Annotated in this window: 10 protein-coding genes; all 10 read right to left on the bottom strand. The window is 45.7% G+C overall.

The features are described 5' to 3' along the window. Positions 1–122: 122 nt before the first annotated feature. The 10 genes from AC58QT_RS31565 to AC58QT_RS31520 all read right to left on the bottom strand — a co-directional run bounded on the left by AC58QT_RS31565 (position 123) and on the right by AC58QT_RS31520 (position 20,371). Complete coding sequence (locus tag AC58QT_RS31565; RefSeq protein ID WP_497412472.1) at positions 123–1,583, bottom strand: RICIN domain-containing protein; 1,461 nt, start codon at positions 1,581–1,583, stop codon at positions 123–125. A gap of 287 nt (positions 1,584–1,870) precedes the next feature. Beyond that, positions 1,871–3,115 carry an MFS transporter gene (locus AC58QT_RS31560; protein ID WP_497412471.1) on the bottom strand — a complete coding sequence of 415 codons (1,245 nt, stop codon included), beginning with the start codon at positions 3,113–3,115 and terminating at the stop codon, positions 1,871–1,873. A gap of 17 nt (positions 3,116–3,132) precedes the next feature. Then, positions 3,133–3,558 (bottom strand): MerR family transcriptional regulator, encoded by a 426-nt coding sequence (locus AC58QT_RS31555; RefSeq protein WP_497412470.1) that lies wholly within the window; start codon positions 3,556–3,558, stop codon positions 3,133–3,135. A gap of 123 nt (positions 3,559–3,681) precedes the next feature. Continuing rightward, complete coding sequence (locus AC58QT_RS31550; RefSeq protein WP_497412469.1) at positions 3,682–5,169, bottom strand: glycoside hydrolase family 88 protein; 1,488 nt, start codon at positions 5,167–5,169, stop codon at positions 3,682–3,684. Between the two features lie 63 nt (positions 5,170–5,232). Continuing rightward, a complete protein-coding gene (locus tag AC58QT_RS31545) occupies positions 5,233–6,297 on the bottom strand; it encodes an alpha/beta hydrolase family protein (protein ID WP_497412468.1) in 1,065 nt (354 codons plus the stop codon). A 15-nt stretch (positions 6,298–6,312) separates the two neighbouring features. Continuing rightward, positions 6,313–6,678, bottom strand: coding sequence for a Rieske (2Fe-2S) protein (locus tag AC58QT_RS31540; RefSeq protein ID WP_497412467.1), 366 nt, complete (start codon positions 6,676–6,678; stop codon positions 6,313–6,315). Positions 6,679–6,680: 2 nt separating this feature from the next. Further along, the gene (locus AC58QT_RS31535) at positions 6,681–7,775 is read right to left on the bottom strand and encodes an amidohydrolase family protein (protein WP_497412466.1); all 1,095 of its coding nucleotides are present in this window, start codon (positions 7,773–7,775) and stop codon (positions 6,681–6,683) included. A gap of 110 nt (positions 7,776–7,885) precedes the next feature. Beyond that, the gene (locus AC58QT_RS31530; RefSeq protein ID WP_497412465.1) at positions 7,886–8,710 is read right to left on the bottom strand and encodes a helix-turn-helix domain-containing protein; all 825 of its coding nucleotides are present in this window, start codon (positions 8,708–8,710) and stop codon (positions 7,886–7,888) included. A 169-nt stretch (positions 8,711–8,879) separates the two neighbouring features. Next, on the bottom strand, positions 8,880–15,248 hold the full coding sequence (locus tag AC58QT_RS31525; RefSeq protein ID WP_497412464.1) for an S-layer homology domain-containing protein: 6,369 nt from the start codon (positions 15,246–15,248) through the stop codon (positions 8,880–8,882). Between the two features lie 11 nt (positions 15,249–15,259). Next, positions 15,260–20,371 carry an immunoglobulin-like domain-containing protein gene (locus AC58QT_RS31520; protein ID WP_497412463.1) on the bottom strand — a complete coding sequence of 1,704 codons (5,112 nt, stop codon included), beginning with the start codon at positions 20,369–20,371 and terminating at the stop codon, positions 15,260–15,262. Positions 20,372–20,774: the final 403 nt, after the last annotated feature.

The following is a 20,774-nucleotide window of genomic DNA, read 5'->3' as shown; positions in this document are numbered from 1 at the left end:
TCCCTTTATATCCGACGCTACTACGACCGATGTGTATATTTCTATGATATAGACAGAATCACAGTACGAAGAAAATAAAAAAAGAAGCATGGAATTGCTCCATGCCTCGCTTCATACGACCTTTAATTAATCGTCCATTGCTGATTATTGCCACCATTCCACGTATATTGAATGTTCTGCCCCCCATCGGCTGTAGAGCTTCCACTGATGTCCATAAATTTACGGCTATTACGATTCTCGATGGCATAATAACCATTTCCTAGATCAACCAGCAGCCATTCTTGATTCTTACCGCCATTGCTTGCATATTGAATGTTCGTGGCGCCATCCGCCGTGGATTGACCATTAATATCCATATATTTGCCGCTTTGTTTGTTGATAATGCTGTAGTAGCCGTTCGCCTTTTTCACGAGTTGCCATCTATGGTAAAGCGCCGTCGTATCCGTAAATTGCTGGATTGGCGCTGCACTGAGATTTTTATCCGTTCCACTGACAGCTAAAGACTTATTGCTATTCCGGTTGAGAATCTTATAATTTGTCGTGGTGTTAAAACTATAATTGGACCCGGAAACGGTGCCAGTCGCTGTATCGATCGTTATTTTATCATAATACGTTAGGCTCATCGATGTATTGGAAGGGAATGAAATCGGCAGGAAAACGTACCGCGAGTCATTCACAATACCGCCCCATGCCCCAGCCCACCGATCTCCGATGTAGAGATAGGAGGTTGTGGAGGTGCCTTGAACAGGGAGAATATACGCAGGCTGGGAATCAAACGAAGTACCGTCTCCAACATTGCTCAGGGCGCTCCATGTGCCGGCAATGCTCGTTGCTGTCCCATACTTCATTTGATTCGGCGCCCAGCCGGTCGCTCCGGAGGTCACAAGGAAGTACACGCCATTCCTTTTAAACATCGCTGCCGCTTCACGTTGACTTCCCACCCAAACCTTCTGAACTAAGGAGGCAATGGATCTATAATCGGATGAAAGCTTGTAGATATGCGTATCTAAATTTTCTCTGGCAGAAGAAATGAAATACGCTGAACCATCGTCATCTACGAACAAGGTGTCATCCCGAGACATGTACTGACCTTGTGGTTGGAAACTGCCCTGCCAGGTGTAATTGCCATCAACGGTCGAAGAGTAAGCCACCGCTGCTCTTGCTTCTCTGTAATCAACACCATTTTCTTTATGCATCCACATGACGAATTGACCTGTAGAAGCATTATAAATGACTTTCGGACGCTCAATATTCGCAGTCGCGAGTTCAGGAGCTGAAGAATGCTTGAGTACATTATTGCGGAACTCCCATGTTTTGAGATCGGTTGAGCGATAACAAGCGACTAAGTTATCTCCACTTCTATTCTCACCAAACCAGTAGTAATACGATCCTACTTTAATGATGCCTCCACCATGCGCTTGCAAAAGATTGCCTGCCGAATCCTTTATTTGAACACCATTACTTGGTATGGTTACACTCGCTGCTTCTGCTTTTTGTGCGGATAGAAACAATGACACGAATAAGGCAATGATTAAACCGACAATCACTAACTTTCTTACATGTCTAACTGAATTTACGTACACGGCTCTCATCCTTTCGTCCTAATGTGGGACAAGCGGTGATTCGATCTTGCATGGCCATCTACTTGATTCCTGTCTTCCTTAAGCTCACCTCCTATTGCCTTTCTCAGATTCATGCTATCGGATTTATGGGCTGACTCCTAGTGAATAATTACAAGTTCTATGAACAATTCGAACAATGGGCTTCCCCACTTTCATCACATTCCTGAACTTTTTGCTTGTCCTTTTCGATGAAATGTTCAAGAACAACTAAAAAGAGCCACGCTAAACAGCGGGCTCTCCTATATATATTAATGCGCACTTTCCACTTCATCCACGTGTTTCAAATGCTGACGATTCATCCACAGATAGATAACAGCCACGACTACACACGCGCCGCCAACAATAAATGGCATTTGCGGGTTGAACCATTCAGCCAATTTGCCTGCTAGGAATGGAGCGATTGCCCCTCCGATGAAACGCAAGAAGCTATAAGCCGCTGAAGCGGTTGGACGTTCGACCGGTGCAGCATTCATTACTGCAGTCGTAATTAGCGTATTGTTATTACCAAGAAACGCTCCCGCAATGATAACTGCGATAATGATAACCGTTTTATCCGTTGTCCAGTTCGCCATGACAAACAAAGTAACAGCGAATAACAATAATTGAACGCACATGGAAGATACTGTACCAAAACGTTTTTGCAGTTTCGGTGCCGTAAAAACAGATGTAAAAGCAAGCATAAGTCCCCAGCCCAAGAAAACATAACCAAGTTGATGCTCATCTAATCCTAGCTTGCCTAAGACTAATGCTGCGTAAACAAGTAAAGTGAAAAAACCAAAGTTATATAGAAAAGCCGCGATTCCGAAGGTACGAAGAGCTTTGAATTTCAAAGCGCGGAATGGATCCGCTAACGATGCTTTGGTTTTGCGGATTTGTGTTTGTTGTTTGGGCATGATAAACAAAATCATAAAGAAAGCAATGACCATGAGGCCGGCAACACCGAAGAATGGGCCTCTCCATGAGATGGCGCCGAGTTCCCCGCCAAGTAATGGACCAACGGAGATCCCAAGTCCAACCGCGACTTCAAACAAAATAATAGAGCGAGCAACGCCGGTTTTGGACAAAGAGACGATGGCAGACAATGCCGTTGCAACGAACAACGCATTGCCTAGTCCCCAGCCTCCACGCAGCCATACTAGACTCCAAATACTATTTGACATCCCACCTAATGCAGAGAAAAGGGCAATAATGATGATGCCTGCGAGCAGTGTTTTTTTGATACCTAGACGGGACGAAACAACGCCTGTGATTAACATTGCTACAGCCATGACGGCATTATAACTCGTGAATAATAAGGTAACATCACTATGGGAGGCATGTAGTTTTGTAGCAATAGCGGGTAAAATCGGATCTACCAGACCTAAACCCATGAAAGCGATAATGCTGGCGAAAACGACCGCCCATACCGCTTTGGGTTGCGTAAACATACTAACTTTCTGTGTACTCTGATGCTGTGCGGCCGTATTGGCCTTACTCGTAGCTGTTGGTTGCATGACCCAGAAGACTCCTTTTATGTTGTCATTTTAGAAATACCATCATTGACGCGCTTTTGCATGGTTTCGATTTCTTTGCGAAATTCAATCATCTTATTAATTTTTTGATCAACCATGTCCATCTGCTGATCGATCATGACCTTTATTTCCCGCAGCTGCGAGAGCTTCTCTTCGGCTGCTTCGGTTTTCCAATAGACTTGCTTCTGTTCGTCCAGCTTTTCGCGAATCGCTACGAAATCCTGAATTTCCATAAGTGAGAATCCGAGAACATCCCGAGCATTGACAATTTGACTCAATCTTTCGATATGTTTGCGCGTGTATAAGCGCATGCCGCCCTCACTACGTTCTGGAGGAAATAAGACGCCGATTTCCTCATAGTAGCGAATCGTCCTCTTCGTCAGTCCACTTTCTTTCGCTACATCATCAATTTTGTATTTATCCATCTAAGCAACACTCCTTTCAAAATAGTTTCTTCTCGATGTCATTATCATAATCCGTTCTAACGTTAACGTCAACGTTAACTTTTTAATAAAAGGTTAACCCTGATCAATCAGGGTTATTATGTGCTATTGCTCGTTTTCTATCCAACTTATCGCAGCCCATAGTTGTGCCGCCAGGCCTGTTCCCATTTGGGAAAGGACGCGATACCCTCCGCGCTGCAAACTTTCTCCTCCCTTATTCCCTTGAGAAACACCGCTAAGAATACCATCCTGTGTTAGATACGGTGTTAATGCTTCCTTGGCAAGCGTAGCAGCCGCTAATGCCTCCTTGTCTAACAAGCCCATCTCGACGCCAATTGCCAGCGCCGCTGCAATCCCCGCAGAGCCTGAGGTTTCAGGACCTGTATCCGGATCATCTAGGAACACTGACCACAAACCACTAGGAAGCTGATAGCGCATTGAAATTCGCGAAACACGCAATAGTTCTTGCTTCAATGTCTGAATAGCGTGCATCTCATCGTTCATTAAGAAATCTGCGCCATCCAATTCTTTCAACGTACGAGCCAAGCCTAACAAATACCATGCGTAGGCACGTGACCAATTTCGAAACGAATAGCTCCCGTCCTGATGATAGCGTAGGTACAGATCATCGCCAAGTGTCAACTTCTGTCTTGCTTCTAGCTGCCTGATGGCAAGACGAGCTAAATCCAATCGTCCCCGCTGCTTAGCGAGCACAGCCATCGGATAAGCAAGTGTGTAGTTTCCTTCTGCAGTAAGCATCGTATGATCAAGCAACACACCTTCCTCATTACGCGGGTCCATCCAGAAATGGATTGCGCGTTCTAGGGTGGGGTGTGTGGCATCCAACTGTGCGAGCATGGCGAAGGGCAAGGTCCCTTCAATGCCATAAATCTGATCGTCAACAGGCATACTGCGTGGATTCTCATAGCGCAGCTTCTTTTCCTCATCGATAAACATGTGAAAGTGCCGTGACAAAGCCTCGCGGTATTCCCGCTCCCCCGTTACGCGATTTAACTCCATTAATCCATGTAAAACACAGCCCTCTAACCACCCAAAAGCTTGTAACGAAGATAAAGTAGGCAAGGTTATTTTCATGGCTTCCCACCGATCCACACCTTGATCCTGCGCATCATACAAATGTGGAAACAGAAGTGGCGCTTCCTCCGCAGATGCCGGCTTTCTCCGATCGGGGACAAATAGCCATAAAGGCACATTCCCTTCAGTCTGTCTAAGTGAAATGCCTTCGCTTACAGCAAGCTGTACCTGCTCTTTGGAGAGGAGGAGCTGGAATGGCTGAAGTACCGACGCATAGCGAATATCGAAGCTACCTAGCAGAATATGCGATACGGCGCTTCTAACTTCCAACTTCACTTCTTCACGTAAATCCAGTGCCACCGTAATTCTCAACCAAGCGGAGTCGTGCGATGCTCTATTTTTCCATAATAGTGTAATCTTACGCGCCTCTATACCGCTAACGGATGCTGCCGGCCACCCAAACGGAACACGTTTATCCGCTGGAACAACAGATTCGTCAGCACTATAGGTATCTGCAAGCCAGTAAGAATCATTATTTTTCAATCTCGATTTTTCCATACTCTGTCACAACCTTATCGATTCATAGTCACTACGTTGCCAAGATAAAAAAGCCAGTATCATCTACTGACTGATCGTAATTACACTGCATATTCCTGTGATGACCCTGCCATCCAAGGTTGTCAATGTGTAGGGATAAGGTTTCCTTGCACGCAACTGATACGTATTATTTGGGAGAGAGTATTCAACTTGCGCGACATGATCCATCGAATCAAGCACAATTTGAAAAGGTTTCGTGTAGAGATAACCGCCGATCTGCAGTGTCCCTTGCTGTGGAATGGTCACAGGTATAGCGTGGTTCCTGCGATTCGCATCCGATGCTTCCTGAATGCCTGCCAATTGTTCAGCCGTAATGCCATCTTGGTGACCTCGACCACCAACACCTGGGAGTTCTTCATATTGAATGAGCTGCGATTTGCCATACGCCTGTGCTTGTTGAACATAGGCTCTCGCATGGTCCACTGGGATGCGAATATCTCCATTTCCATGGGCCAAATAAAGCGGGGTATGCAAGTTATTCACGAGATGAATCCCGCTTCTAGCTTCATATCTTTCGCTGTCCACCTCTGGCGGACAACCGATCCAAACATCCATCTCGTCTTGAAACTCGCCAACTTCATCTTGTACATACCACTTCGCATAATCAGACATGGGGTAAAAGGAGGAAGCAGCAGCAAACGTATCCGGGAACTTGCCTAACATCGCCAGCACATTGCCACCTCCGCCGCTTCCTCCTTCTAAATAGATGAGTTCAGGATCAGAAAGATAGTGCGCATATTCTTTTCGTACAAATTGAACGGCATCATAAATATCCATGAGCTCATAGCCATTACAGTCAGCCTCCCCTTCCGAAAAGGCTCTGCCTCGCATATCCACCTGGACTACCAAATAATGGTCCATATTTTCTGCTGGCGTTACCCTCATCTGAGGCTCGGGCATACTCATGTGCCACCCATGGAGCTTTACCAGCATTGGAGCTGGACCAAGTGGCTTAATTACGTTGATGGCAAGCTTAATATCAGGCGTGACCGATGAGACATAATACCTGAAGTCTTGATATTCCGTTGTAAATTCAGATAACGAGGCTGTTTTCTTTCGTCTTATATGATCCTCGTACATGTCCAACATTGGCTTAACATCTCCTTATATAAGCATGTAAATATGGTCGCCATCCACTTCTAGATCATAGCCCCGAAGCTTCACGCCTCCCTCAACTAGATGCATGCCCGTCTTTAGATCAAACTCCCAACCATGCCAAGGACAACGCAAAATCTCCTGCTCTCGGCCATGTATATATTCGTAAACCATGGAGGGAAGCCGGGTTCCACAAACCGTCCCTTCACAGACGGGCGCCGCCGCATGCGGACACACATTACGCCAAGCATAGAAGTGTCCATCAACGCTGAAAATCCCGATTTCCATCCCTTTCACTTCCACAATCTTTCTGCCTAGCTGTTCGATTTCAGCAACCGTTGCTACGACATGCCTTGATTTAGATCTTATCGTCATGTCTACACCTCCGTTGCTGTAATCGAAGCTGTTGTGAGATTATAAAGCGCCATAGCATTTTCCACTAATATTTTCTGTCTTAGCTCTTTTCTGATCGGTTGTAGGGCCATCTTCGGATTATCAAAATCCCAATGCGGATAATCGGAGGAAAACATCACCATATGATCCCCGCCAAGCATATCCAAAATTTGATTGATGTGGTCAGGTTGACTAGGTTCTTCAATCGGCTGTGTCGTTAATCGGATATGTTCCCGGATGTATTCAGAAGGAAGTCGCGTCAGCCATGGCACTTGATCCCGAAGACCTTTGTAGTTCTTGTCCATTCGCCACATAAGATGCGGCAACCAAGCGAGTCCGCCTTCGATCGCTACAAATTTGAGCTTAGGAAATTTCACAAAAACCCCTTCACAAACCAAGCTGTTAATATGGGCCATGTAATTCGTTGGTAAAATATTATGCCATTCAAAATATTTCGTAGGATACCCGGATGGTGTAGGTGCGCCCGCGATGCCCCGTCCTTCTGTTCCAGGATGGATGGCAACCGGCAACCCGTTGCGTTCTGCTGCTTCATAAATCGGATGGTAAAAACGTTGTCCGAATAACATCGGTGAGCCGGATGCCATAATGACTTGCACCATATCAGGGTGGCCGCCCATGCGATCAATTTCTTTGGCTGCTGCATGCGGATCGGAATGATTGATCAAGATGGAACCTTTATATTGTGGGCTTACTTTCAGCCAAGTCTCCACTAACCAATCATTATAAGCGCTGCAAACCGCATTCCCGTAATCGGGATCTGGATTTAAAGACACACCCAAAATGCCAGAACCTGTCAATATTGCATAATCAATGCCATATCTATCCAAATGGTGCTTTTTTAGAAAATGAGGGTCACTTCCAGGTATCCCGCCGTTGTCTGGTCTAGCATCTTTGCGCATCACACCAAGCGGCGAGTAATAGACGCCAGGAGCACCAGGTCCGGCTGATAGAAGCTGCTCATGCCATTCTCTTGCAAGATAAGGGAGTAAATCCTTGTTATGCGGTACCGCATTATGAACATCCGTATCAATAATTCGAGGGGCATTACTCATAGTCATATCGCCTCCATCAGGAACTTTTGTTTTATAGGTCTTACTATAAAACGTTTTCAATTCTCCGTACATGAAGAAACTTTATCAATAATCTGGATTATTGTTAGATAACTTTTTCATGATTTCCGATACTCACTTGGCGCCATACCTGTTTCTTTCACAAACATTCTGGAGAAGTAAAAAGAATCTTGAAATCCAACTTCCTCTGCCACCTGCTTGATGGGATACTTCGTATTTTTCAATAGGTGCTTCGCTTGATCCATTCGAATTCTATTTAAATAATGAATTGGGCTTAGGCCTGTATGTTTTTTAAAAAGAATGGAAAAGTAGCCCGGTGATAACGATAACCGTTCAGCCATTCGTTCCCGCGTCAGTTCCTCCTTATACGAGGTTTTCATAAAATCAATAGCCTCTTGAACAGATCCAGCAGAACTGATCTCTCCCGCAGGGAACTTCCCTTGCAGAAAGCTTTGCAACATATCAATTAGCAGTTGTCTTACCTGCCATTCGTAACCGCTATTTTTATTTTTCCATAACGTGAATGCCTGCTGGAATTTATCTGCGAGCGCATTATTTTCGGGCCACAAATGTGTCTCTGGAAGTGGCAAAGCACCTTCACTCGGTGCTAAGCGAAGCTCAGTACCCTCCCAATGTGCCATTCCGTATCGACAATGTATCGAATAAAAGCACAATGTATGATCAGGCGTTGTCGTGATTCGCATCGCTTTACCTGGAGGAACCTGGAATGTGCAGCCAGAAGCGAGGGGTGTCCGTTTCCCGTCAACCTCCAATATCCCCTGCCCGGAATAGACATACGCCATGACATGGAGAAGTGTACGGTCTCGCTCAAGTAGATATTGGAACGTTTCCCAAAAGGGTTGATCTCGTTTTACAACATCGATAATTTTAGGAGTAAATGAAATTAAAAATTCATAATCCATTCTTATGGCCTGCTTTCATTCTGAGATACAATAGCGGATTGAATGGGGAATTCCCGATATTTCTATCATTTCATAATCACTACCTACGCACAAGTCCCTTTCCACAGCCAACCTTCCCTGCTACTAAAAAAAATCGAGCATCTCCCGTTAAGGGAAATACTCGATTGCTTTAGTTCTTCACATCCAGCATTTTACTAATGATAGCCGCTGCTTCTTCTCTCGTAATTTGTGCCTCCGGCCTCAATGTACCATCGGGGTAACCACTGATGACGCCAAGCTGAACAAGCATCGTTACATAGGGCAAAGCCCACTCAGGAATAGCATGCGCATCCGTAAATGAAACCTTAGTATCTGCTGGCTCCAACTCAGTTTGCGAATGGATCATCCGACCGATAATCGCTATGGCTTCCGCTCTTGAGATGGGCACCGTTGGATCTAAGTAGAGCTGCTCGTCTCTCTTAGTACCGCCAAGCCATTGATGCTCGATAGCCGCTGTTACATAAGGCTTCGCCCAATCAGCTACGCGCTCTCGATCCGCAAAGTCGGCGGAAAGTTCGCCTGTAGGCGTTGATGCTGCGGCTCCAAGAACACCAACCGCAATTTTGGCAAATTCTTGCCGTGTAATGGCACGCACTGGCTCATAGATTAAGCCTTCTTCGGATTGTACACCGTTAACTGCCCCCATGGAGGCCAAACGGTATACGACATCATGCGACCAGCGATTGATCATATCCATGAAGATCGGTAATTCACCATTATACAGTAAGGCAAATTTACTGAAATGAGGCAACGTTGCCGTAACGACGCCTGTTATTGGATTTATCAGACCACCGATGTATTCCCAGCTATGAGTCTGTTCATTGTAATAATAGACCGCAGCTCGCCCAGGATCTTGGAGCTCTTCCATCGAATAGCGCACCGTGAGTTCAGCAGGTGCTTGAAGTTGGGTAGGTCTATCGAACTTGAATTCGTAGATATCGCCAATCACCTTTAAGCCGCCAACTTCATACTTCTTCGGAACACGTACTGCACCAATGCCGAGTCCAACGCTTTCTTTAAGCGGTTGCGCTGGTATCCGAATAACAGCACGATCGCGAATTGGAATGATACGTTCCTGATTGGCTTCGATTTTGGCTGAAGTTACAAAGTCTACGCCTTGCTCTTGCTCAATCAACCGTTTTAGAATGTTGTGCAATGTTTCTTCGACTGGACTTCCAGCCTCTTCACTGTCATCCCCTGGAAGTGTCGTCGTCGGAGGTATATACCAATCGTCATAGTCAACTGGCGGCGATTCTGGTGTTCCAGCAGGTTGAGTTACATGTACAATAAGCGTATCCTCAAAGGCAAAGTCACCTGCAACCGAATAAGAAGCTTTAATGACCATATCGCCTTCATAAGAAGTATGTAAACGTCCTTGTTCTGAAATACTTCCATTCGTATCCCCTAGCAGAACACTCCATTGTACACTGTTAGGATCAAGATCGAACGAGTTTCCTTCCTTGTCTGTACCTATGAATTCTAAAGATTGCTCGCTGCCTGCAGGAAGCTGGAGCTCTTCGTCTTCCGACAGAGTTGCAGAAGGACGAAGTTCAACTTTAGCTAATGAAGTCACCGTGCTATTGATAACTTCCGTATTCAGCACGGTTTCATTTCCTGCCATATCTTTGGCAGCAATCACAATAGGCTTAGAAAGGTAACCTTCTAAAGGAATCGATTGCTCGAAAGCACCGCCCTCTTGAACAGGCACCGACATGCCGTTGATTGTCACCTGACTGCCTGGCTCAGCCATCCCTTTCACTAAGGCCGTCTGTTTGTCAGCATTTGTTCGCGCGTTCTCGACTTTCAAATCAGGTACGGTCATATCGGAAATGACACGAACACTGGCAGAACTTCGATCTCCTCGCTGATTGGTTGCGAACAATTGGATAACATTTTCTCCCTCGCGTAATGAAATTGATTTGCTCCAGTCTGCTCCCACAATGGGCTCAGCAGTTTTCACATTATTCACAATAACTTCCGTTGATACGGATTGATCTGCATGCATGTGAAGCTGAAAGCCCGATTCATTCATGATATACGTTGTCGTACCATTCTGCGTAAACGTATTGGTTACCGGTTCGTTATTGGCATGAAGAACAGATAACTGCATGCTTGCAGGCTGTGGCTCTGGCAGCAGGACAGCTGCTGTAACCGCAGGCTCACTGTACACTTTGACGCCATCTACAAGTTGATAAGCACCCATCGATACTTTGTACGAAGTACCAGGCAGCATACCGACTTTTTGACCCCCTTCGTTGTTCACCGTCCCACCGATCATCGCCTCATGAAGGTCGCTATTCAGCTCAATCACACCCAAGCTTGAGATGGCCTCGCCATTCCCATTAAGCACTTGTACTGTGTATCCGTCTGCCGCCTGCTCATCCCAAGAAAGCTTGAACAAGCCGTTACCTGCAGGATTCAACTGAACGTGATTTGGTTTCATTGGTTGGTACGGATTCACAACGTTGAAGGATTGACCACTGTAGACGCTGCTTAGATTGGTATCTCCTTGTGACAGGACAGCTTTGACGTAGTAGGTCCCGCTTGCTAACGATCCAGGCAACGTAATCTGCGCACTTTCTTCAGAAACATCGAGGTCCTGAATAAGCAAACTGCCTGGATCGTTTTCGTTGTTTGAGCTAAGGAATAACGTGACCTTTTCATTCGTCGTATGTTCACCCTGCCAATTCACCGTTAATTGATGGGAATCCGTTTGCTGAACATCAACACTTGCCAATGTTGGAGGCACGGTTACATGTTGAAGTGTCCATTCCAGTTCACGATCTGAAGTCACTCGCCACGTGCCGCTGGTTGGATTTTTAATCGAAATAAGCACACTTTGCTCTAGTTCCCCTGACGATGAATCCGCAGCAGAAACTTCCTGAATATCATAATTCTCGCCTGCAACAAGCGGGTAATTATTCCCCTCTGGGTCCTGAACCTGAAGTGCAGCAGGATCTCCTGAGTAGGCAATGTCCAGCAAGGCCATTTCTAGCCCCGATGAAACAGGTATCGCGTATTCGAACGAATCCATAGACCTTAATGATCTTCTTTGAGCTGGCTGCTGCACATGACTCCTCGGCCCGGAAGTTGCGATGGATTTCATATTCGTACCGAAGCTCATCGTGCCAGATACATTGCCTGACTCATCATAATACGTTTGCTCGATGAAGCTCTTGTCTGGCTGGTCGCCAGCCAAAGGTTCACTAGATGGAGATTCCCCATCTAGAGCGAAGCTTCTGCTTTTAAGCAGATTAATCTTACCTATGCTTATTTCTGGCTTTTTGTCCCCCCACTCATATTCAAAGCCCCACGGGATACCAAGAAACTCTACGTTGCCTGCTATCTTCTCTGAGCTGATTTCACCTTCAGCAGCTGCGAGTACTAAGCCCCGCGGAAGCTTCACTTGCACGTTGCCTCCACCAGCTAAATAAACAGGTCCGAGCTTGCCATGCTTCTCAGGATCGTAGCGGAAGACGACATACACTTCACCAGTTATGATATTTTTAATATTTATTTTCGCACCAGCCATGAGTTCAACGCCAAATTGAGACAAAGAATCTTTCAGCAGTACGCTGCCATACACCTCTTCTAACAACTGGATGCCGAGCACTTCGAACGCACCAGAAAATTCAACACCGCGCATCGAAAGTCCGACTGTGGCATCATCCGCTTTAAACACTTTAGCAACACTGAGTCCGCCAATCATCTCCAATTTCAGTGGTGGCAGGAAATTATAGTTGCCCATTATCGAATCGAAGATGTTGTATATTCCGCCTCCACCTTTCGTTATATAGGCAATTGGAGCGATAGGAATTAAGGGTATTCCTGGTTCTCCCCCAACCACAAAACGGAAATTATCCACAATTGGAAAGTTTCCATCCGTTAATCGAATGGTCAGCAGTCCGTTAACTTCGACAACTTTGAACTGGACATTCGCTTCAACCTCGTATTTCTTCTCGAACGTGTCTACACGAACAATACCGTTGAGCCCTAGATCAAGACCCGGGACCAGATTGGAAGGTAAACCGGCCTCCCCTTCAGCCCGCAGCCCTAAAAAGCCGAATTTACCTGCAGGTCCAAAAGCATCGGCATTCTGCCTTATACCAAATTTAGCTTCATCCAAATCAACGGAAACTAATACCGAACCTGCACCATCATCTTCACCATCGGTATTTTCTGTTAAATCTTGTTCATTTGGCGGGTTCGGAGGATTATTGTTACCTGGCGAATCTTCTTTACCGTCTTCCGTTTTCTTGGAACCTGGTTCAAAATCCAGGGCTAGCCTCCCGCCAAACGACACACTCTCTGTTCCGATTACGGCGTTCTTAATGTTCAGTTGAAACCACGCGAGGCGTTGAATGACGGATAATCCTTTTAATACATCCCACTCAATCTCAATCTTGGATTCTTCCTGTTCTTCGTTCGCTTCGAGTGCGTATTTCTTTCCATCCTCCAACTCAATACGGAAAGGACCATAAGCAAATTTAAAGTTAGGGATCGAAAGCGCACCATTCCCCTTTACATTGATATAGTCCTCACTGTGCGAGCTGTCCTTGGCACTTTTTTGAATCGTAATCTTCTGTGAAGCTTCACCGAAAATAGCTGTTAACATGTCCGTCGTATCATGGCGTATCACCGAATTAATCGTTGATCCCTGATCAATCTCATAAATTACTTTGCCATTTTCTCCATTTTTACCGCGAATCGAACCTCGGAACTCCAACAAGGCAACTTCGCGGCCTCCAGTACGTTCATATTGCGTTTTCAACTCCGTGAGCTCGGTCTCACTTTTTACGGGAACAAGCTGATAGGTCTGTCCCTCATTTTCCGTCATGTTGTCACCGACAACGAGTAAAATTCCGTAATCTTTTGATTTATAGGCTTTATCAGTCGTAAACGCCATTTTTTTCGTAAATACTTTGCCGCCAGCAGTCAATCTCACCGTGTACGAGCCAACTTCGAGTTTGTGCTGCTTCCAAAGATCACTTTTCAAATTTAGCTTAGCCGTAATCTGTTTATCATCTTGAATCGATACATCTGAGAGGGGAACAGCCACGCTCGCGCCATCGCGATCTCGAATGAGATCGACATTCCATCCGGATGATCCTTTCAATATTTCAAAACCTGCTCCTTGCAAGGTTAGCGCAGGATTATCATCCAATGTATAAACCTTCTTGGGAAATACCTCCATCAGCTGCATGTTAGGTATTTCACCGGTCAGTGCAGGAAGTACGATGAAGGAAGCTTGAATACTCTCCTCCCCGCCGGCCGCTTGTGCAATAACCTGAAATGGGGCAGCTTTATACGTAAGTTGTACCTTTGGCTTGACTCGCCATGTGACAGTCTTCGTCTCGCCTACCTTCATGACGCCTACCTTTTGGGTCATTGTCTCCCCTATGGCAAGATCTAGTTCTGCAGGGAGAGCGAGTGTTACTTCGACACCGTCCATATGGACCGAACGATCAATGGCATTGTCGATATCGACGCGAATGTCAAACTCCTCTTCTTTATAACCATTGCGATCATCCGTTAATGTCAATTGTTTCGGCGCACCGACTTGCAGCCTATACGAAGCTTCTTTCTGAGATGTGAAAAAACTGCCCAGCCCATAGTACGTCTCATATACAGCTTCTCCTCCAGGAGCGAGTCCATCTGGCTCCCAGTAGAGAGCCACCGCACTGTCGGCCGAACCATAGGCATTCATTTTGCTCGTGAAATCTAGCATAGGATTCACCGTGTAATCCCACTTGGTCTGGGAAATCCCGTTCCAATGGGCAATAACCATCTGATTCGGCGCTTTATTTCCCCAACCTTGCATGAAACCGTAGGACATCACTTTGGGATTCAGTGGATTATCTGTCGCATTCCAGTAATACGGAAGCTGCCCCGTAATGACCTTCTCGTTGCGAATATATTCACTTCCGCCAGCTATCGAAATTGGAGAAGCATCTTGTGAGCCAAGCATCGTATCCAACAAAATCCTAGTTCCAACACTTTGCTTTTGTTTGGTCGTATTTTTCACGAGATAAGTGACCTTCATATTACCTGCATTCGGGTTCGTTGGATCATTAACTAATGTTAATGTCTGTGTAATATCGAGCCCTTCAATACGCCATGTTGACTTATTCGTGAAGCCTTGATTGGCTGGCGAGAACGTAAAACCACTAGTAGACCCCATAAAGCCATAACTGTTTCCGTAAATATAATCTTGTCCATTAATGCGAAACGTCGTAAACGAAGTCTCCGGAAGTCGATCTTTAAAGAGGAGCGATTTATTGTCGTCACCCCCTTTTAGAGGAGAACCTTGCTTCGTATTGACACTGAACCTGCCGGACTCCTTATCAACACTGATTTCCATAAAGGTATTGGCAACAGTCACCGGCGTCAACTCGGCTTCAACGGCAGATACCAACCCGCTTCCAATAGGAAAGAGCAGGACAAGCATGGCGCCTATTAACAACAATTTTTTAGCTAGCTTAAACTTCGCTTTATTCATTGCTCACACTCCTAAGAAGCTTGTCTCGGCAAAATATACACACGAATCAGCTTCAACTGTCGTTCTTGATCTTGGATTAAAAATGTATAATAGCCGTATTCCGTTATCGGTAAAATGCCGTTGCTTACTCTGTTGGCATTGGTCTTAAAATCCCCAATACTTTTGGGGCCTCGCGCCCATTTGATAATGTTGCTGCCTTGATAGCCAAACAACGATAGTTGGATTGCATCCCCGTATACGATGACATCTGTATCTTGAACCTTCACCGAATTCACGTAAATCGTGAAATCAGTTGGGGCAATGACAATCGCCTTCCGAGTCAAGAGGCTTTCGTTGCCCGCACGATCCGTTACACGGTACACAACTGTATACTCACCTGGTACTTGTGAGTTAATTGAATGGGTACTAACGATGATCTTAGATGTCATGTCTCCGTCCATATTATCGATCGCCGAGACATCTACTAATGGATGTACAGGGTTGCCCACTTCTATCAGCAGCTGCTCGCCTCCGACAAAACGAAACTTCGGTGCCTCACGATCAATGTTCGTTACATCCACACGCAACGCATAGGTATTACCAAGCGAGTCTATGGCATCTATCCAACGCGTGCCGTTGTTTGTAAAGGTGACCTTGTTGCCAATTAAACCGACATAAGTAAGCGGTTGGTCTGATGTTAGTGTCACGTTCACATCATTTCTCGTTGGCAGCGTTTCACTAAATGAAGCAATCACTTTTGCCTTCGTTTTATTGATATTGCTTACTGCCGCTTGAATTTCAGTTAAATTCCCAACAACATCTTGCAGATAAAAAGTAAATGTACCGTTGTCCTTAAACACGAATTGCTTCGCTCGGTTATTGTTTAATACATAGAACGGCTCATCCGCATCTACCGTTACGATGACATCATCCTTTGTAGGAGCTGATGTACTGTACGAAAGTCGCGGTAGAGGAGGTGTTCGGTCTATATAATTGACTGTTGCCGTTACGCTGTTTTGGTTGCCTGCCCGATCCTTAACGACAAATGTATAGCTCCCATTACTTGTAAAGTCATAGGTTGTATTGCCGTTATTCCCTATGACGGTAATGGGTTCATCCGCAAGAACGGTGGTTCGCACATCGGATCTTGTCTTCAAATTTTCCGAATATTGAATAGTTGCCACTGGTGCTGTCTTATCAATCCGATCAACAGCTGCTACAAATTCCTGCTCATTACCTGCCGTATCTCGATAAATAAAAGTAAACGTTCCATTCTGCGTAAACGTATGTGTATTACCGCCGGTGCTTAGAAACTGTACGGGTTCACCAGAGTTATCTTCTACCACTAAGGTCGCGACTATATCTTGATTCGTCCACCCGATATGACTATAAGAAACGGCCGCTGTTGGTGCTTCCCGGTCGATATACGTCACCGTTGCCACGGTTTGTCCTTCATTCCCAGCGGCATCGCGATACTCGAATGTGAATGAGCCATTCTCTGTAAAAGAATAATGACGATTCCCATTATTGTTCGTCACTGTCACCGAAGAAACATCCGTGAAGGTAATGGTGACTCCTACAGGATCTTTCGTCCAATTGGAACTGCTATAAGTAAGCTGAGCTAGTGGCGCTTCCTTGTCAATCCAATTGACTGTAGCCGTCTTGTGTACAAGGTTGCCTGCCTCATCTTCGAAATCAAATGTAAATGAACCATTTTCGGTAAACGTGTAAGTAGGGCTGCCCCCATTATTTAAAATATGTACGATCCCATTGGTTTCATCTTGCGCAATCAAAGTCACGGTAACATCCTGATTCGTTGCATTTTCCGTGCTATAGATGAAATCCCCTGTTGGCGCAATCAAATCGATGTTATCAATGATCACTTCATCGACGTTCATGATGCCTGTACTTACATTGCGCACGGTATAGTGAATCGAACCGCTGGTTGTAAATTCATACACAGCTTGAGTCACAGTCTGACTAATGACTTGTGCATCGCCTGTTACTTCAAAATTCGTTAACTCGCGGTCAGGACTGCCTTGCGCATCAATCGTGACGCGGACTGGACCATGCGTCCACCCACTCGGAGAGAGTGTGACTTCTGCTGAAGGCAGACTGCGATCAATCCAAGTAACCGCTGCTAACGCCGTTCCTACATTACCCGCAGCATCTCTAAACTCAAATTGGAACTGTCCGTTATCTGTAAATACAACCTCTTTCTTCCCAAGGTCCGTGTTCGTTACTGTAACGGGTTCATTTGTCGATAGTGTCGCAGTCACATTATTTGCAGTTAAACCAGTAGGTTTATACGTAATTGTACCTATTGGTTTTGTATTATCGATGAGAAAAGGATTGCTGATTATTGTTGCAGCATTTCCCGCTTTGTCAGTGACTTTCACCCATAAATACCACGTGCCGGTCACGCCAAACTTCGTTGCAATACGTTCACCTGTCGCATTCGCTGGGAGAGGTAGCCATGTCGCAGGAACCGTTGAACTGGAGTTCGACCAGGCATGAACGAACGTTAAGTCACTCTGTGGTGCCCCTGTATCACTCGCCGTTACGGCTGTACTCACAGCTTGCTGTATGGAGGAGCCGTTCTGTTGCAGCGTAATAACCGGATTAGACTTATCAATCCAGTCAACTTTTGCTTGAGCTGTGTTTACGTTACCAGCCTTATCTCGGAAGGTGAACGTATACGCCCCATTCGACTGAAAATGGTACGTAGCCGCTGTGACACTATCCACCGTTATATCGGCTGCAGGTGTAACATTATCCGTCGCGGTCAATGTTGCAGACACAGGCTGGTTCGTCCAAGAAGTTGTACTATACACAATTTTGTTTAACACAGGCTTAACCGTGTCATACGTTACCGTATCGGAATACGTCGTACTATAATTGCCCAAGGCATCGATAAATTGAACAGCTATCGTGTGCACACCTTGCGTCGCAGGGATGGTGATCTGCTTAAGTGGCGGTGTCGACACGTAAGTCTCCAAATTCCCCCACACGCCGCCGTCTATGGCGAACCTCATCTTATCGACGGAGCCTTGTGCATCTGTTGCACTCAATTGGATGGGCACAGTAGTGAGATTCGTAACCTTATTCGGAATTAGCAACGTCCCTGTCGGACTCGTGTTATCCAGCTTGAAGGCCCCACTATTTACAACTGTTGCATTCCCAGCTTCATCATACACTTTGGCATGGATATAAAAATTCCCCGTCTGGCTAGTCAGCGAAAACTCATTACTTGTTGACGTATTCCATGATGTATCATTGCCGTCCGTTGTTGCTACTTGATCTATTTTATATTTGATAACAAATGAGGCTAGAGCGGTTGTGATGTTATCTGTCACATTTAAAGCGGTTGTAACCGATTTACTGTACCCTGTCGTTGAATTTAGTGTAAAAGAAACCGTAGGCGCCGTCGTGTCGAGTTTAAATCCCTGAGTTGTTTTCGCATATCCGATGTTACCTGCACTGTCACTTGTTTTGATATACAGGTAGGTGAGACCATTCGCTGTTGGTGGCGAAGTCAAAGTCGTGGTCCATGTCGCCTTAGCACCTGTACCATCAAAAATCTGCTGCCAACGAGAATCACTCGCTGTAGGTGTCGTTACATCGGTTGACCAGATATAATACGCCTGGCCAAGTGTTCCTTTCGACTCCTGCAAAGTAAAGCCCACTTGTCGAGAGGTGGCTGGTACAGGATTGCCCTGCGTCGTAAACGTGACGCTTGGTGCCGTTTTGTCAATGATATACGTTGAACTTTCCTGTGTGCTTACATTATCCAAGTTGTCCTTCATGGTGAGCTTCAACTTGTAGCTGCCTTCTGCGGTGTTTGGCACCGCAAGAGTACCCCCAGTGATACTCCCGGTACCCGTCGAATAAGAAATACCATCTTTCAGCCATTCGTAATTCACCAGTTTTAAACCAGCATTCGCATCTGTTACCGTATAGGTAATGGTATGGCTAGACTTCGCCACGCCAGAATTCGGTGTTATCGTTGCTGTTGGCCCTTGATTATCATAATTAAAAGGCCCCGCTGACTTAATGATTGTATTAGCAGCAAGATCAACCGCCTTCGCATGCAAATAATAAGAGCCAGTACCGGTTGGATCGATAGGAGCTGCCCCGTTAAGCAGATTATTTGAAATAGCCGAAGCTGCCGGTGCTGATGCACTCTGCGACCATGTGTAGTAAAGAGTCGTATTCGCTGTTAGCGGTGTGTCCGAGGTCGTGACAGTTACACCATGGCTTTTCTTATAAGTGGCATCCGACTGCTTGCCGAAAGTAAGGGTTGGTACCGTATTATCCAAATAAAAAGGTCCTTTGGTCTGGACAACTTCATGTCCAACAACGTCAACCACGCGAGCATGAAGAAAATAAGTACCAGGTGCAGCAGGATCTGGCACAGCAGTTCCGCTTGCGATCCCTGTGTTAATAGCTGTAGGCAAGGGTGCTGTCTGAGACTGTGTCCACGTGTAATAGAGCTTCAAGTTTTCGTTCAGCGGTAGATCATTGGCCGTCAGTGTAATCCCCAATGACTTCTTGTAGCTGGTGTCCGCTGGCAAATTACCAAAATCAATCGTTGGCGCCGTGTTGTCAATATACATCGGCGTTGCAATTAGACTCTTGAAATAGTCAACATTATTCATCGATGTGCCGTCTGTGAAATACGTAATGCCATTGGCATTCGCATTCCACCCAGGCATGGGAAGGTTCACGCCGTCAGATGGGCCGCAGCTATCTGGTCCTCTTTGGATCGTGATAGGCCCCGAGGCCATATCCGCAGTTATTCCCCGAGCGTAGACGGGTGGTGAATAACCTTCAAACACCGCGTCGAATAAGCGAAGCCAGTCCTGTGTACCGTTGATGGATATGGGAATAACCGATTCCATATCACACTTGACAGAGGGACTTGATGTCTCAAAAGCCACACTCATTTTGATCGTCTGCCCAGCTGTAAAAAAGTATTTACCATTTACCGGAGCAACCGTTGCTCCAACAGAACTAATTGTGACAGCCGTAGGCTGCTTGACGGCACCAGCTGGTTTTAGTGTGGCAGCCATCGTTGTATTGGTGAAAGGTACTGCAGCAGTAGCCAGTAACATCGTTGTTACAAGCGCAACAATTTTTCTCATAAAGCCTCCTTTGTTCGAACCAGCGATGCTAGATACAAGATGCTAGAACCACCCTATTCTAAGCGCGAATCGACAAGATTCGATAGTACCAAAGGTCATTTTTGGGAAAATAAGATACGAAAATAGTCCTGATTTGCCCAGCCTGATGAGCAAGAATACATGTATGAACAACTCGGCGCAGTTGAAACACGGCTGCTCCGTCCTCGGAAAGTCAGAATCTAAAAAAGGATGCGAATATACATCTTTTTCCATTAGATAAGTCGTAGTCAATTAGCAAAGATGCAATTATACATCTATTTCCACCTTATTTACCCTTTTTATCAAATATAGGTAAAAAAAGATGTGTTTTCGCAGCAATTTCTCGATAAACGGTCTATTCTCCTTAAAAAGGATGTATTTTTGC

It is taken from the genome of Paenibacillus sp. J31R109 (assembly GCF_059692055.1).
The sequence above is the reverse complement of the archived record's forward strand: the minus strand, read 5'-3'. Positions and strand labels throughout refer to the sequence as shown.

Coding starts and splice junctions, on each gene's coding strand:
- AC58QT_RS31560 (WP_497412471.1), bottom strand. CDS start 3,115: ATGCAACCAACAGCTACGAGTAAGGCCAATACGGCCGCACAGCATCAG.
- AC58QT_RS31555 (WP_497412470.1), bottom strand. CDS start 3,558: ATGGATAAATACAAAATTGATGATGTAGCGAAAGAAAGTGGACTGACG.
- AC58QT_RS31550 (WP_497412469.1), bottom strand. CDS start 5,169: ATGGAAAAATCGAGATTGAAAAATAATGATTCTTACTGGCTTGCAGAT.
- AC58QT_RS31545 (WP_497412468.1), bottom strand. CDS start 6,297: ATGTTGGACATGTACGAGGATCATATAAGACGAAAGAAAACAGCCTCG.
- AC58QT_RS31540 (WP_497412467.1), bottom strand. CDS start 6,678: ATGACGATAAGATCTAAATCAAGGCATGTCGTAGCAACGGTTGCTGAA.
- AC58QT_RS31535 (WP_497412466.1), bottom strand. CDS start 7,775: ATGACTATGAGTAATGCCCCTCGAATTATTGATACGGATGTTCATAAT.
- AC58QT_RS31530 (WP_497412465.1), bottom strand. CDS start 8,710: ATGGATTATGAATTTTTAATTTCATTTACTCCTAAAATTATCGATGTT.
- AC58QT_RS31525 (WP_497412464.1), bottom strand. CDS start 15,248: ATGAATAAAGCGAAGTTTAAGCTAGCTAAAAAATTGTTGTTAATAGGC.
- AC58QT_RS31520 (WP_497412463.1), bottom strand. CDS start 20,371: ATGAGAAAAATTGTTGCGCTTGTAACAACGATGTTACTGGCTACTGCT.